11 protein-coding genes are annotated in these 16,308 nt (G+C 32.1%); 2 read left to right on the top strand and 9 right to left on the bottom strand.

All coding sequences use genetic code 11. The features are described from left to right. Positions 1-77 precede the first annotated feature (77 nt). From ftsH to CCE28_RS03295, 3 genes are all read right to left on the bottom strand, one after another. Positions 78-1,925, bottom strand: a complete 1,848-nt coding sequence (ftsH, locus tag CCE28_RS03305) for an ATP-dependent zinc metalloprotease FtsH (RefSeq protein ID WP_242972879.1) — start codon at positions 1,923-1,925, stop codon at positions 78-80. A 339-nt stretch (positions 1,926-2,264) separates the two neighbouring features. Further along, a complete protein-coding gene (locus CCE28_RS03300; RefSeq protein WP_095130970.1) occupies positions 2,265-3,161 on the bottom strand; it encodes a DMT family transporter in 897 nt (298 codons plus the stop codon). A 158-nt stretch (positions 3,162-3,319) separates the two neighbouring features. Further along, positions 3,320-3,472, bottom strand: coding sequence for a zinc-ribbon domain-containing protein (locus tag CCE28_RS03295; RefSeq protein ID WP_095130968.1), 153 nt, complete (start codon positions 3,470-3,472; stop codon positions 3,320-3,322). A 315-nt stretch (positions 3,473-3,787) separates the two neighbouring features. On the opposite strand from CCE28_RS03295, the gene CCE28_RS03290 reads away from it, so the two are divergent. Beyond that, on the top strand, positions 3,788-5,554 hold the full coding sequence (locus CCE28_RS03290; protein ID WP_095130966.1) for a bifunctional lysylphosphatidylglycerol flippase/synthetase MprF: 1,767 nt from the start codon (positions 3,788-3,790) through the stop codon (positions 5,552-5,554). A gap of 91 nt (positions 5,555-5,645) precedes the next feature. Further along, the gene (locus CCE28_RS03285; RefSeq protein ID WP_095131435.1) at positions 5,646-7,049 is read left to right on the top strand and encodes a carotenoid oxygenase family protein; all 1,404 of its coding nucleotides are present in this window, start codon (positions 5,646-5,648) and stop codon (positions 7,047-7,049) included. A gap of 207 nt (positions 7,050-7,256) precedes the next feature. Here the strand turns inward: CCE28_RS03285 and typA are convergent, their stop codons facing one another. The 6 genes from typA to CCE28_RS03250 form a co-directional block, all read right to left on the bottom strand. Beyond that, positions 7,257-9,071 carry a translational GTPase TypA gene (gene typA / locus CCE28_RS03280; RefSeq protein WP_095130964.1) on the bottom strand — a complete coding sequence of 605 codons (1,815 nt, stop codon included), beginning with the start codon at positions 9,069-9,071 and terminating at the stop codon, positions 7,257-7,259. 116 nt (positions 9,072-9,187) lie between these two features. Further along, positions 9,188-10,174 carry a D-cysteine desulfhydrase family protein gene (locus tag CCE28_RS03275; RefSeq protein WP_095130962.1) on the bottom strand — a complete coding sequence of 329 codons (987 nt, stop codon included), beginning with the start codon at positions 10,172-10,174 and terminating at the stop codon, positions 9,188-9,190. Between the two features lie 16 nt (positions 10,175-10,190). Beyond that, entirely contained in the window at positions 10,191-11,363 is a 1,173-nt protein-coding gene (locus CCE28_RS03270) for a MalY/PatB family protein (RefSeq protein WP_095130960.1), read from the bottom strand. A 361-nt stretch (positions 11,364-11,724) separates the two neighbouring features. Beyond that, on the bottom strand, positions 11,725-12,558 hold the full coding sequence (locus CCE28_RS03265) for a CvfB family protein (protein ID WP_095130958.1): 834 nt from the start codon (positions 12,556-12,558) through the stop codon (positions 11,725-11,727). Positions 12,559-12,656: 98 nt separating this feature from the next. After that, positions 12,657-14,933: an ATP-dependent DNA helicase gene (locus tag CCE28_RS03260; RefSeq protein WP_095130956.1), complete on the bottom strand. Its 2,277-nt coding sequence runs from the start codon at positions 14,931-14,933 to the stop codon at positions 12,657-12,659. Positions 14,934-15,719: 786 nt separating this feature from the next. Continuing rightward, a complete protein-coding gene (locus CCE28_RS03250) occupies positions 15,720-16,301 on the bottom strand; it encodes a DUF5714 domain-containing protein (protein ID WP_095130953.1) in 582 nt (193 codons plus the stop codon). Between the last annotated feature and the right edge of the window lie 7 nt (positions 16,302-16,308).

Raw genomic sequence — 16,308 nt, 5'->3', positions numbered from 1 at the left:
AGAGTTATTTTTATACCATTCTTTACTTCATTTTACATTATTTGAAATATACCTTCAACCATATGATTATACATACCTTATATTCTATACTCTTTAACTAATTCATAGAACTCATCACCAGATAAACATTCCTTTTCAAGTAATAAATTAGATACCTTATCTAAAAGTTCTATATTATTAACTAAAATGTCCTTAGCTTTCTTATGGGCCCTTTTAATAATACTTAAGACCTCTTCATCTATTTCTTTACCCGTCTGTGAACTATAGTTTTTCACAGGAGTTCCATCCATATATCTACCAGAAGGAGATTCTAATCCTACCATATCAAATTTATCACTCATACCATATATAGTTATCATTCTTCTTGCCATTTCTGTAGCCTTTTCTATATCATTAGAAGCACCTGTGGATACCTGATTTAATTTTACTTCTTCTGCTGCCCTTCCAGCTAACATTACTACTATTTTCTCTTCTAGCTCTTCCTTTGAAACTAAATATTTTTCTTCTGTAGGCAATGACAAGGTATAACCTAAAGCTCCCATAGTAGTAGGAACTATAGTAATTTTAGTAACAGGATCAGTTCTTTCTTGTAGAGCTCCTGCTAGAGCATGTCCGGCTTCATGATAAGCTACAGATATTTTCTCTTCTTTAGACATTATCCTGTCTCTCTTAGCCTCACCTGCAAATACGGCTTCTATAGATTCTTCCAACTCTCTCTGGCTCACCTTATCTTTACCATGTCTAACAGCTCTTAGGGCTGCCTCATTTATTATATTAGCCAAATCTGCTCCAGATGAACCGGCTGTCATCTTGGCTATGTTATCTAGATTCACATTATCTTCTAATTTAACTTTTTTCACATGAACCTCTAATATCTTCCTTCGTCCTATGAAGTCAGGCTTATTAACTATGACACGTCTATCAAATCTACCAGGTCTAAGTAGAGCCTTATCTAATATCTCTGGCCTATTAGTGGCTGCAAGAATTACTACAGGTTGTTCTGATGAATCAAAGCCATCCATTTCTGTTAACAATTGATTTAATGTTTGTTCTCTTTCATCATTTCCCCCAATTCCCCCTGTATCTCTAGCCTTTCCTATGGCATCTACTTCATCTATAAATATTATACAAGGGGCCTTTTTCTTTGCTTTACTAAATAGATCCCTAACTCTAGCCGCTCCCATACCTACAAACATCTGTACAAATTCAGATCCAGATATGGAAAAAAATGGAACATGAGCTTCTCCAGCTACAGCCTTTGCAAGGAGAGTTTTTCCTGTGCCTGGTGGTCCAACTAGCAATAGTCCCTTTGGTAGCTTGGCTCCTATTTCCCTATATTTTTTAGGATTATGGAGATAATCTACAACCTCCTCTAAGGATTTCTTAGCTTCCTCTTGTCCTGCCACATCTTTAAAGGTGACTCCCGTATTTTTCTCCATATTATATTCCTTTGCAGTGCTCCTACTCATGGACATGGGATTCATATTTTTCATTCCCTTAGACAGGGTCATTCCTATTATTTTGCCTAATCCTATAAATATGAAAAGAGGAATTATCCAGGATAGCAATATTTCTCCTAAGGGGCCCTTACTTTCATCTACTCCTCCATATTCCTTAACTCCCCAAGACTTTAAATCATCCAATAGATCTATATCCATTAACCTTTCTGTGTAATACATCTTTACATTATTATCTTTGTCCTTTGCCATTATGTAGAGGGTATCTGCTCCTATTTGCACCTCTTGAATTTTCCCTTCTCTCCCCAGTCTTTCAAAGTCACTATAGCTTATTTTATCTGGCTTAAATGGATTGAAAAACATATTGAATATAATAAGGCAACTTATCATTAATAATCCATAAAAAAATAAATTTCTATATATTTTATTTTTATCAGGGTCATTATTAGAACCATTAACGCTACTCATATTGCACATCCTTTCCTCATTTAATATATATAGTATATTTCATATTACTAAATAAAATACTTTCTATCATTTAGGCTCATTTAAAAAATAAAGTAGTCAGATCGCGCAGTAATTTTGTTCATTTTATTGATTACAAAAGCCCGCGCATATATGTATATGTAAGGGTTTACGTAATTAATAAAATGGACAAAAGGACAAGTAAGCTGGCTGATTTATTTTTTCAATGTACCTTAACTCTATTATAGGTATAATTTGTTAAATCTCCATGAATAAAAACTAAATTATTTCTTAACAAAAAAGAACTCTTAGTTAATAACTAAAAGTTCTTATATATACAATTTATGCTTCTACTACTTTTACCTTTTTATCAGCACTTTGAATTAGTATTACGGATATTAATACCAATATTACTCCTAAAAATTTAGATGGTCCAAAATTTTCATTAAAAGCCATTAGGGATATGATAACTGCCACTACTAATTCTGTGGTTGCTATTATACTAGCCTTTGATGGCTCTATACCAAGGGAGAGTCCCTTGTAATACAACCCAAAGGGCACCACACTTACAATGAGTCCAAATAACATAATAGTAGCCCATCCCTTAATGCCGATTCCAAGGTTCATTAAATCTGATGGTCCTGCCATAAAGAATAGTACTATGGATGCAAATCCAAATACATATAAGAGTATGGTCCAATTATTATACTTACCCATAATAGATTTACTAAGAACTGGCATCATTCCATAACAAAAGCCTGCTCCTAAACCTGCTATTAACCCAAAGGAATTGGCCTCTAATACATGTATATCTCCTCCTGTAGCTGTAAAAAAGCAACCTACTAGACATATAAGTAAGGAAATCACCTTTAATTTAGTTATATTTTCTCCCAAAAACATGCCTGATGCCATAAGAGAAAATGCAGGTGCCGTATATAATAATACAGCAGAAGTGGCTACCCCCACATTCTTTACTGCATAAAAATATAGACTATTAAATACCACCTGACATAATATCCCTATTGCTAGGGTATAAAGCATTCCACGCTTATCTATTTTTAGTACTTGTCTGTTTACAATTAAAAAACATATGAATATAATAAAAAAACCTATAAATGTTCTAAAAAAAGCAACTTCTAGTGAAGTTAGATTATAACTTAACAATATCTTTGCAAAGTATCCAATGGTTCCCCAACATATACCTGCCAATAAAATAAATATATATGACCTATTCTCCATCCCATCCCCCTCTTTCCACTAAATTCCATCTACATTATAACAAAAAAACTTTAGGCCAGTCATTCTTTATTTCTGTAAACTGATAATTTTTAAGGAAATTTTATTATCATTAAATAAAGCACCTATTCTAAGAATAGATGCCTTTTAATCTTAATTTATTATCTTCTATTATTTTGCTTTCTAGTGTCTCTACATGGCTTACATCTCTTAGGTTCGTTGTCGAATCCCTTTTCCTTATAGAATTCTTGCTCTCCAGCTGTAAATACAAAGTCTTCTCCACAGTCCTTACATACGATTTTCTTATCTTCCATCATACATCCTCCTAATTCCTTTAAAAATTTTAAAGCATAACCATAAACTAACATATTTCTTCTAAAGTGTAATTAGAAGGAATACCTAGATACATTTGCCATACTTTTATTATGCCTAATATATTCATATATGTCAATATGAATATTCTGAATTATCGTGCATTTTCAAAGGTTTATTAGTAAATGTATAAACCAAAATCATAGGGGTAAAATGAACCTCACCAAGGGGAAATATAAATAATTATACCTTAGTTTTTGTATAAAATTTTTAATCTAATAAACACTAATAACAAATATATTATAAGGAATGATTTCATGGTAACTAAACAGGCCCTTCATCTAAAAACTAGAATGTTTTTAATTAATATTGCCATATTTTTAATATTATTTACAGGACTCTTTTACATTTTAATAGGAATTCCCCATGTAAGATACTATATATCATTTATAGGTGAATTTTATTCTGGCTTTTTATTAGAAGAAGTCTTTCTTATACAAATCCTATTCCAAGTAATAGGCCTTATTTTATTCATTGTAAGCTATAAACTTCATAAGGGTTTAAGAACTGCTAAAATATTAGCTATTATCATATGCCTTATTAGTCTGGCTCTAAACTTATTAATTAGTAGGGGCAGATTTAGTTTAATAAGTGTCCTTCAAATATATGTAATTTCAGTCCTTATGGTCTATGGAAAACATTTCAGGAAAAATTCTAATCCTCCTACGAAAAAAACAGGCCTTATAGTGGGAGGTTTCATCGTATTATTCCTTATTTTCAATTCATCTTTAAACATATTGTTTTTTAAAAATTACTATGATAATGTGAGTAATTTCTTCCATGCCCTTTTACATACATTATCATTAATATTTTTAGGACATATATCAGATCCCTATAAACTCCCTAAATTCATAATGATAATGGAAGATTATATTATGATCATTAATTGGATAGGTATCCTAATAGGTTTAGTATTAATTTTAAAACCCTTCATATACAAACCTAACATAAATACGAGAGAAAAAAACTCCATAAGGGAACTTTTGACTCTATACGGTACAAATCCCAATAGCTATGTGGCCTTAGAAAAGGATAAAACATATTTCTTTCCTAAAAATAATTTTTCTGCCATAAGTTATAAAATAGCATCGGATGTGGCCGTATGTGCCTGTGATCCCCTTTGTGACAGACAGGATTTTAATATTTTAATAGACTCCTTTAAATCCTATTGTAATCGTGAACACCTTAATATATGTTTTTTAAACGTAACTAATCGCTTTATAGATAAATTTAAGAAGGCAGACTTTGGTGTAATAAAAAGTGGAGAAGATCCCATGTTTGATTTAAGTTCTTACGAATATGAAGGAAAAAAGGGAGCTAAGCTTCGTCAAAATTTAAATAATGCCCATCGTAATAATATTCAAGTCTTTGAATATGAACCTTTAAAAAGGAGAAATTTATTTATTGAAGAACAAATAGATGATATTACTAAGGAGTGGTTATCTATTAAAGAGGGTAATGAACTGACTTTCATGTTAGGCTCCACAAGTTTAGATAATCCCATGGATAGGAGATACTTTTTAGGTAAAGATAATAATGGTAAAATCCAAGGTTTTGTAGTCTTTGTACCCTTTTTAAACAAAAGCGGATATTATGCAGATGTGATAAGACGTCGTATAGATGCTCCTACAGGGACTATGGAAAGCATAATAATAAGTGCCTTTGAGAAGCTAAAAAATGAAAAGGTAAAATGGGCAAGTTTAGGCGTATGTCCCTTAAATGATATTTCTTCAACTCATACTAAAACTACAGGGACCCTTCTTCAATACGTATATGAAAATTTAAATAAATTTTATGATTATAAGAATTTATATCAGTATAAAAAGAAATTTGCCCCAACCCATTGGGAAGATAGATATATAGTTTATTATCCTGGAAAATTCACTCCTAAGATGGCTTATTCCATTATGAAAACACAAAATCCTAAGGGAGTTTCCGATTACATGTTAACTCAATTAAAGGAACTTTATAGTCATCTTAAGGAGAAGGAAGAAAGGAAAAACATAAGTTCTAGTATCAAGTAAAAAATGAACGTAAACATGAATGTTTCAATAACAGGAACAGAATCATACTGTTTAAATCACGCAAGACTTAAGAGGTGAATTGATTAATCTTATGAAAATAAATGTAGAACAGGGTTTTAAAACCTTAGTACAAGAGGTTGAAAACATATTACTTCCAGTGGAAGGAAAAGTACCAGAATGGCTTTCGGGAACTTTAATCCGCAATGGTCCAGCAAAATTTGAGGTGGGGAAAGAAAAATACAACCACTTATTTGATGGTTTAGCCATGCTTTATAAGTTTTCCTTTCGCAATGGGAAAATTTCATATACCAATAGATTTCTAAAAGGCCATACTTTTAAAAGTATAATAGAAACAGGAAGAATTGTATATCCTGAATTTGCCACTATCCCTAAATCCTCATTACCCCATAGGATTTTCTTAAATGCCACCAGACATTTTACAGATAACGCCAGTGTTAATGTTACGAAAATAGGGGAAAGCTATATTGCCATGACAGAAACTCCTCCTCGTGTTGAATTTGATCCTGATAGTTTACGTACTCTAGGGCGATTTCACTATGGAGACCAGGTTACCGGGCATTTAACAACCGCTCACCCTCAGTTTGATTATGATAAGAAGGAACTAATTAATTATATAACCCGTTTTTCCTTAACCAGCAGTTATAATATTTACAGTATTAAACAAGGGACCACCAAAAGACAGATAATTTCATCCATACCCGTAAAGCAACCAGCTTATATGCATAGTTTTGGTATGACCAAAAACTATGTAATTCTAACTGAGTTTCCACTTTTTATAGACCCTTTTAGATTATTGCTCACTGGTAGTCCATTTGTAGATAATTTATTTTGGAAGCCAGAATATGGTACAACCTTTCTGATAATAGATAAAAACAGTGGTAAGCTTGTCGGCAATTTCAAGTGCGAACCATTTTTTGCTTTTCACCATATAAACTGCTTTGAAGACATGGGCAATGTTATTGTTGATATTGTTTCATATAAGGATTCATCAATCATTAAATCCATGTACCTGAATAAATTACGCCAAGGGGATTTATTACTGCCCACACCAGAAATACGGCGATATTATTTGGAGTTAGGTAGTAATAAAGTCACAACCCATATTCTATCTAAAGATTTCATTGAGTTCCCTAGGATAAACTACAGAAAGTGTAACACCAAGAATTATAACTATGTATATGGAGTAAGCGCCCATAAATCCAATGGTTTTTCTAACAAATTAGTCAAGTTCTGTATTAAGAGCAAATCATATAAGTACTGGTACAAGGAAAATAATTTTCCAGGTGAACCTGTATTTGTTCCAATGCCAGGTGCTTGTGGGGAAGATGAAGGAGTTATACTCTCTCTAGTGATTGATACAATAAACTGTAATAGCTACTTGCTAATTCTTGATGCCACTTCCTTTTCTGAAATTGCAAGAGCATATCTACCATTTGCTATTCCCTTTGGCTCTCATAGTCAGTATTTTGAATAGTGGTAAAAAAGCCACATAGTTCCTCTTCTAAAGGCCAATATACCTTAGCAAAAGTATTTTTTTTAATAAACATTTGATTAAATGATATTTTATTACATTAAGAAAGACGTTAGAAATGGAATTTGATTCCTAATTTCTAACGTCTTTTTCTTGTAGAATTTAAATATTTCCCTAAATGCTACATTAAAAGTATATACATAAGATTTTTTAGCTATTTTTTCTCATAGCCTTTATTCTATCATTCTCATTTAATATTTTCTTTCTAAGTCTTATTGCATCTGGAGTAATTTCTACTAACTCATCATCTTCAATAAATTCTAATGCCTCTTCTAAAGTAAACTCTTTAGCTCTAACTAATTTTATAGCATCATCAGAACCAGAAGCTCTTACGTTAGTTAACTTTTTATTTTTACAAGGATTTACTACCATATCGTCCTTTCTACTGTTCATTCCCACAATCATACCTTCGTATACATCTACAGCAGGATTTACAAACATAGTAGCTCTATCACTTAAGTTGAACAGTGCATAAGACATGGTACTTCCCTTTACTTGAGATATTAATACTCCATTAGCTCTACCTGGAATTTCTCCCTTGTAAGGCTCATATCTTTCAAAGGATCTTACTATAGTTCCTTCTCCACGAGTATCATTTATGAACTGACTTCTATATCCTAATAATCCCCTTGTTGGAACTAGGAATTCAATTTTAGTATATCCATTGTCCGTTTCCATAAATTCAAGCATACCTTTTCTAAGGTTTAATCTAGATATTACAGTTCCAGAATAATCCTCAGGTACATTTATAATTACCCTTTCAACGGGCTCATGTAATTGTTCATCTATTCTTTGCATTAATACTTCTGGCTTAGATACAGATACTTCGTATCCTTCTCTTCTCATGTTTTCAAGTAATATGGATAAATGAAGTTCTCCACGACCAGATACTTTATATCCATCTTGACTTTCTAACATTTCTACCCTAAGACCTACATTTACTTCTAATTCCTTTTCAAGTCTTGCCTTAATATGTCTTGTAGTAACATACTTACCACTCTTACCAGCAAAAGGTGAATCATTTACTATAAAGTTCATAGCTAGGGTAGGTTCTTGTATTTCTATCATTTCCATTGGCTTTGGCTTATCCTTATCGCAGATAGTCTCACCTATAGATATATCACTGATTCCAGCAATAACTACCATATCTCCACTCTTAGCTTCCTTTTTCTCTACTCTATTTAAACCTTCGTATACGAATAATTTAGCTATTCTTCCATTTACCACACTTCCGTCACGCTTACAAACAGATAGAGTAGATCCAGATTTTATAGTACCACTAGTTACTCTACCAATTCCTAGTCTTCCTATATAATCATCATAAGCTAAAGAACAAATCTGTAATTGAAGATCATCTTCATCCCTATCTTCATAAGTGTCCACATGTTCTTCTAAAAGATCAAATAATGGACTTAAATCATTACTTTCATCTTCCATTTCTCTTTTGGCTATTCCATCTTTAGCTATACCATAAACGATTGGGAAATCTAATTGCTCTTCATTTGCATCTAATTCTGCAAATAAATCAAAAGTCATATCCACAACTTCTTCTGCTCTTTGATCCTTCTTATCAATCTTATTTATGAATAGGATTGGTCTAAGACCTCTTTCTAATGCCTTTTTTAATACGAATCTAGTTTGAGGCATTGGTCCTTCACTTGAATCTACTAATAATATTGCCGTATCCACTGTCTTTATAATACGCTCAACTTCAGATGAGAAGTCAGCATGTCCTGGTGTATCTACTATATTTATTTTAATGTCATTATGCTCTATTGCACAGTTTTTTGAATAGATTGTAATTCCACGTTCTCTCTCAATGTCATTACTATCCATAACACAGTCTACTACTTCTTCATTTGCTCTAAACACTCCACTTTGACTAAGTAGTGCATCTACTAAAGTAGATTTTCCTGCATCAACATGGGCCATCACTGCTATGTTCATTATTTTCTTTTTAGCCATATTAAATCAATCGTCCCTTCTTTGTTATCAACCTTATAAATATAACATTTTATTGGACATATAACAACCTTAATTAAAATTTAAAAAAAATAAGGGATATGAATTTATCATATCCCTTATAACTTCATCATATTCCTCTTAGGAAATAATCCAAATAAACCACCAGTATGAATGAACAATATATTTTTGTGTTCACCTAAATTGCCATCTTTTATTTCCTTAGCAAGTCCATACATGGCCTTTCCTGTATAAACAGGGTCTAGTATTACCCCTTCAAGCCTTGCCAAATATTTTATAAACTCCAATTCTTCATCTTGACTAATGGCATATCCAAGGCCTGCATACCCATCTATAATGTTTATATCCTCTTCACTAATATCTATCTGTTCTTCCACATACTCTAAACTTTCATCTATAATTTCCTTAATTACTTTTTTAAAGTGGTAGGCATTGTCGCATATGTTTATACCATATACCTTAGAATCCCTATTCTTATATTTGTTATATAATAATAATCCACCATAGGTACTACCAGAACCTACCGTTGCAACTACTGCATCAAACTCTATTCCCAGCTCTTTTTCCTGCTGTTCAATTTCCTTCATACAATTAAAATAACCAAAGTTTCCGATTCCATTAGAAGCACCCATAGGAATTATGTAAGGTTTATAACCATTATTTTCTAATTTTTTCTTTAAATTATCTATTATTTCTTCTCTATCATATTGATACTCTTCTTTACTTATGAACTTTATTTTAGCTCCCAATAACCTATCTAAAAAATAATTACCATCTAAATCCTCTTCTTCATTTCCCCTTAATACTAAATAGCACTTAAGTCCAAGCTTTGCAGCCACTGCTGCTGTGGCCCTACAATGATTAGACTGAACGCCACCACAAGTGATTAAAGTATCACAACCCCTATCAATAGCCTCTTTCACTGCAAATTCAAGCTTTCTCACTTTATTACCAGATACTTCAAGACCCGTTTGGTCATCCCTTTTTATGTATATATTAGGTCCGCCTATTACTTTAGATAATTTTTCTAAGGGTTCTATTTTAGTTGGTAAATTTCCTAAACTTAATTTCTCTGGTATATTCATACCTACATTCCCCCTTTTATAATTGATCATATGCCCTTTTCATGCTATCTAATGCCATCTTTATAAGCTCCCTTGAGCAGGCCACATTGATTCTCATATATTTTTTTCCTTCCCTGCCAAACCAAAAGCCTGAATCTAGGGCTACCTTTGCCTTATTTATCATAAAGTCATCTAACTCTTTAGTAGTCATATTAAGATTACTACAATCTAGCCAAACTAAGTAAGTACCTTCCGGTTTATTAGGAACAATCTTTGGCATATGGTTTTTACAATAGTCTATTAAAAATTCTATATTTTCTCCTAAGTATACTAGTAATTCTTCTAACCACTCTTCACCATGGGTTAGAGCTGCTTCCACAGCCACCAAACTAAAACAATTATTTCGGCTCACATCATATAATCCCATTACCCTATCTAGTTTTTCAAAATCCTCCTTATCAGGAACAACTATGAAAGATGCTTGAACCCCTGCTAAATTAAAAGTTTTACTAGTAGATAAACAAGTTATAGTATTTTTCCTAAATTCTTCACTTATACTTCCTAATGGAGTATATCTTCTCCCCCACAAAGTTAAATCTCCATGGATTTCATCTGATACTATCTTTACTCCCTTTTTAATACATATATTCCCTAACTTTTCTAACTCCTCTTTAGTCCAGACTCTACCTACTGGATTGTGAGGGTTACAAAGTATTAATAATTTAGTGTTCTCATCTATTTTTTCTTCTAAATCCTCATAGTCCATATAGTATTTTCCATCCACCTCTTTTAATGGATTTAATACAAGCTTTCTCCCATGATTTTTTACAACATTGGAAAAAGGATAATATACAGGAGGTTGGATAATAATCTTATCTCCTGGCTTAGTAAATTCTTGTACCATAAGACTTAAAGAACTTACTACCGATGGACTGTGAAGTACTAAATCTTTATCTATATTCCAATTATATCTTCTATTATACCAATTAACCATACTACCATAATAAGAGTCAGGTCTTGATGTATAACCATATATACCTTCCTTAACCTTATCCTCTAGGGCCTTTTGTATTGCTGGTGCCACCTTAAAGTCCATATCTGCCACCCAAAGGGAATATAGATCTTTCCTTCCAAACATACTATCTAACTCATCATATTTTAAAGAATTATTTTCACTTCTGTCTATTATCTCATGAAAATCATATTTCATCTCATCGCCCCCTTTAATTAATATTCTATTCTCATTTACAGTTTCCTTTATAAAATGACACAAAAATAAGACAGTAATAAAACCATCCTATGTCGTAAACAAGCAAATAAACTTTAGCACCTACAAGTTGAAATAATTCAAAAATTTTTCAGCAGGTGGAACGTCAGTATATCCCCTGCTGCAAACAATTATGATCATGTACCTTAACTATAAGATTTACACTCTGTCATCTGACAGTGACTTACCTCTGAAACGTTTTGAATTATTTCAACGTAGTAGGTTCACATACTCTTAGATTATAATTAATCTCCTCTGCCCACAAAAATAAGACAGCCCCAAGGCTGCCTCATACTATATTCTATTATTTTAATTTCATTCCACCTTCAATAAACTCTATCTTATTCTCCTTTAAAAGTTTTCCTACAGCCCTTTTAAATCCCTTTTTACTCATTTGTAACTCGTCCTTAATATGTTCTGGGTCACTTTTATCATGTAGATACATAGTTCCACCATATTGCTTTAATCTTTCTAATATGGTATCTGCATCAGTTCCCATTTGTTTAAAGGCTAATTTTCTAAGACTAAGTCTAATCTTTCCGTCTTTTCTAGTATCCACTACCCTAGCATTTATCTCATTACCACATCTAAAGTCTCCATATAAGTCATGACCTAATATAACACCATGATACTTCCTATCTATAGCAACTAAAGCCCTTTCCCTAGTAACCTCATAGATAATTCCATCTACCTTATCTCCCGGATTAAAAGGCCCTTCTAACTCTAGGAAATCACCTATATTCATAGTGGCAGAAAGTCTATCACTTTTATCTATATATAAACTTACTAAGTACTTTCTTCCCTTTACAACCTTATTAGTCATTTCATTAAAGGGTAAGAATAAATCCTTCTCAAGTCCCCAATCTAGGAAAGCTCCTATTTTAGAAGTATCAACCACTTCTAAATACTCCATCTCACCTAATGTTAACTTTGGACTATTAGTTGTACAAATTATTCTATCTTCTGAGTCTCTGTATACAAATACTTCTATCTCATCACCAATTTCAGTTCCCTCTGGAATTTGCTTCGTAGGAAGAAGTACTCCCGTATCATCTAGTTCATCTTTAGCATTTAAATACATACCAACGGATGTATCTCTTAATACCTCTAACTTTTGTATTTTACCTAACTCTATCATAAATTACTCCTTTTTATTCTTAAATTTCTACTCATTATAACATGGAAAATTTTTTTAATAAAGGGTTTATATAGTAAACTGCATGAAAACCTTAATATCTATATTAATTTAAAGTTTTTCCATTCATAAGGAATCATATTCTGATACTTACCAGTTAAAAATCTATCGTCCATTAAAAGTAAAAATCCCTTATCCCTTTCAGTACGAATTAGCCTTCCTCCAGCCTGTAAAACCTTATTCATTCCTGGATATACATAAGAATAATCATATCCCCATTGTTCATTAGAGTCATAATACTCCTTAATAATATTTCTTTCAAAACATAATTGCGGAAGTCCCACTCCTACAATTATTACCCCTTCTAACTTTTCTTCCCTTAAATCTATTCCTTCAGAAAAGATTCCTCCTAGTACGGCAAAACCTATTACCCTTTCATCCTTACTAAATTCCTCTAAAAACTCTTCCCGCTCTTCTTCACTCATGTGATTGTCCTGAACTATAATATTCATATGACCATGCTTTTCTATGAAAATCTCATATATCCTATACATATAACTATAAGAAGGAAAAAATATTAGAGTATTTCCAGGTTCCTTATTTAGAGTATCACTTATAGTATTTACTATTTTTTCATAAGTATTTTCCCTATCCTTATATCTTGTAGAAACTTTATTTATATATACCTTTATATTGTCCCTATCAAAGGGAAATGGTAGCATCACATTATAATCATCCTCATCTGAGCCTAATACTTCCTTATAATATTTCATGGGAGACAGGGTGGCTGAAAAAAATATGGTTGCTCTATTATTTTTAGTAATCTCCCTTAATAAATGGGATGGATCTAAGCAAAATAACTTTAAAGTAACTTCACTTTTACTTTTCTCCACATAGGTTATATATCTTTCATCATACAACTTTAGTATTCTTACAAAGGAGTTACAATTAAAATACAAGTCTAATACTTCCTTATAATCTTCATCTCCCTTATTATCCATAAGCCACTTTTCAGCTTTACTTACAAACCCATTTAGAAATCTATTAATATCCTTTGGCTTGTCCTTCTTAGTAAAGGATTTCTCTTCCCTTTCCTTTCTCAAATCTATCATGTAAGAATTTATTTTATTCAAATGTCTGTGCATATCCTTATCCTTATTTTTAAACTTTCTCTTTAAATCTAAGAAATCCGATTTATTTAAAGATGCAGAAAACATTTCCCTTGACCTATCCACCAGATTATGAGCCTCATCTATTAATACTCCATAGGAGTTTTTATTTTCTTCATTTAATCTCTTCAAAGATGCTCTAGGGTCAAAAAAATAATTATAATCACAGACCACTATGGGAGATAATAGAGATAAATCCAGGGAAAATTCAAAGGGGCACACTCCGTGCTTCTCACTATATTTTTCTATAGTTTCCCTATCCATCATATTTTCATTTTCAAATATATCTATAATTGCCTTATTTAACTTATTATAATATCCATCTGCATAGTGACAGTGTTCCTTATTACAATTAACTTCATCCATAAAACAGATTTTCTCTTTAGCCGTAATAGTTGTACTTTTACAACTTAGCCCCTTACTCAATAATATATTTAAAGTTTCCTCTGCCACCTTTTTAGTTATGGTCTTAGCAGTTAAATATATGATCTTTTCTATCTTATTCTCCCCTAATGCCTTTATGGCTGGAAACAGGGTAGATATGGTTTTACCTGTTCCTGTAGGGGCCTTTGCAAATATTCTCTTTTCATTTCTTATGGTCTTATAAATGCTCACGGCCAATTCCCTTTGACCTTTCCTATATGAGGGAAATGGAAAGTCTAAATCCTTAATGGTATTTTGCCTTTTTTCTTCCATGTCCATTCTAAGATCTGCATATATCTTATATTCTTCCAATAGATAATAAATAAACTCTTCTAATTCATCTATAGTAAATTCCTTTATGAACCTCTTTTCCTCTTCCGTATTTATATTCATATAAGTTAATTGAACTTTTATATTTTCAATATTATTTTCCTTAGCATACATATAAGCATAAACTTTTCCCTGTCCCCAATATACTTCATTGTGGTCTTCCTCTATATACTCAAGTTCTCTCCTTGTGGACTTTATTTCATCTATAATAATTACATCTTCCTTAATTATTCCATCACAACGTCCTTCTATCTTAAAAAAAGAATCCTTATAGGATATGTCCATCTTTAAAGATACTTCACTTTCATAATTATCCCCTTGCTTACCCTGTATCTTCTGATGGGCACGAACTCCCTCTACTAACACACTAGTTCCCACAAAGGTAGAATCTATACTCCCTCGTCTTAATACATATTCAACTAACCCTCTTACAGATATCTTCACAAAATTACCCATTTTATCACCTTTTCACTGGCACAATTCATATTTTTTAATACTTATGCCTCCATGAAATTATATCATACATATATGGATAAACGACTTTCAAACTCAATAAACTCTGCTCACCTACAAGGTGAAATAAATCATAAATTTTTCACAAGGTGGAACATCAGAACATCCTATGCTGTAAACAATTATGAACCTTCTATCCTAACTATAAGATTTACACTCTATTATCTGATAGTGACTTACCTTTGAAAATATTTCTGATTTATTGAACTGAAGTAGGTGCCTATACATTCGGCTTAGATATAGTTTCTCTATATATTTTTTCTTTTTAAAAAGAGGTTCTATGGAAAATTCCATAAAACCCCTCTTTATTTTCATATGTAGATTACAATAAACTTTGTCTAAAATATATTCCTGTGTTAGGATAGTTGTCAGATGAAAGTATTTCGTATATATTTAATTCAACAGAGACAATATGATTTAGTATAGCAGATGAGCTAGGTTATATATGGTTCCATAAGGAAGGTAGTGAGCTTTTATTCACATATTTCTCTCTACGCTTAGAGAAAAAGCCCACTATAGTAACATGAAATTTATCCTTTAATAAGTAGAATTAAAGAAACTAAAGATTGGATTGAAAGTAACACTTAATTTTTTTATGCAAAGTGGCTCAATTTTGAACTTGATAAATACAATAGCCAATATATTACAAACTGAGTTAACTAAAATTCTATTCTCCATCTAATGTAAATCATTCAATGTTCTGTTACAGTATCGGGCAGTAACTATTTCTTAAAGGTTATAATATTTACAAGCACCTTTCAGACATGTATCATTACTGTTTGAAAACCCACATACAAACTTTGACCCATAATTATTTATCCTATTACCCGCTAATTGGAACTGTTCTTCAAGCCAGTTGTGAGTATCCTCTAAAGCAACATATGTAGCTCGCTTACAACAACGAGGTCCCATATAGTTTGCTATTTTTGATTGACTCCTCAATGTAATTTTACCTAGTGCCATTAACTCTTTTTTCTTATATGGAGTCACATTTTCAATCAGACTAATAGCACTACCTACAGCCATTGAAGCGCCACAAACACCAAAATAACCACAAGATCCAGGTTGAATAAGATTTGCTCGGTGCAACGCCTTATCTAACATCTTCTGTTTTAATGCTTCTTTCTTTGTACCGTTGCAGTAAACTGTTATAACAGCTGCTGATATCAAATAATGATGCTCTGGACCATGCATCCTTACACAATCTAAGGTTAACAATTTATTCCCTAGTTCAAAAATACTCAATGAATTGCTCGTTAGACATATCTCATTTATTTTCTCTACACATTCCATTGGCGTAAAATCACCCATCATACTC

The organism is Anaeromicrobium sediminis (assembly GCF_002270055.1).
In the GTDB taxonomy this organism is placed as follows: Bacteria; Bacillota; Clostridia; order Peptostreptococcales; family Thermotaleaceae; genus Anaeromicrobium; species Anaeromicrobium sediminis.
Note: the sequence above shows the minus strand (reverse complement) of the source record. Positions and strands in the feature narration are given on the sequence as shown.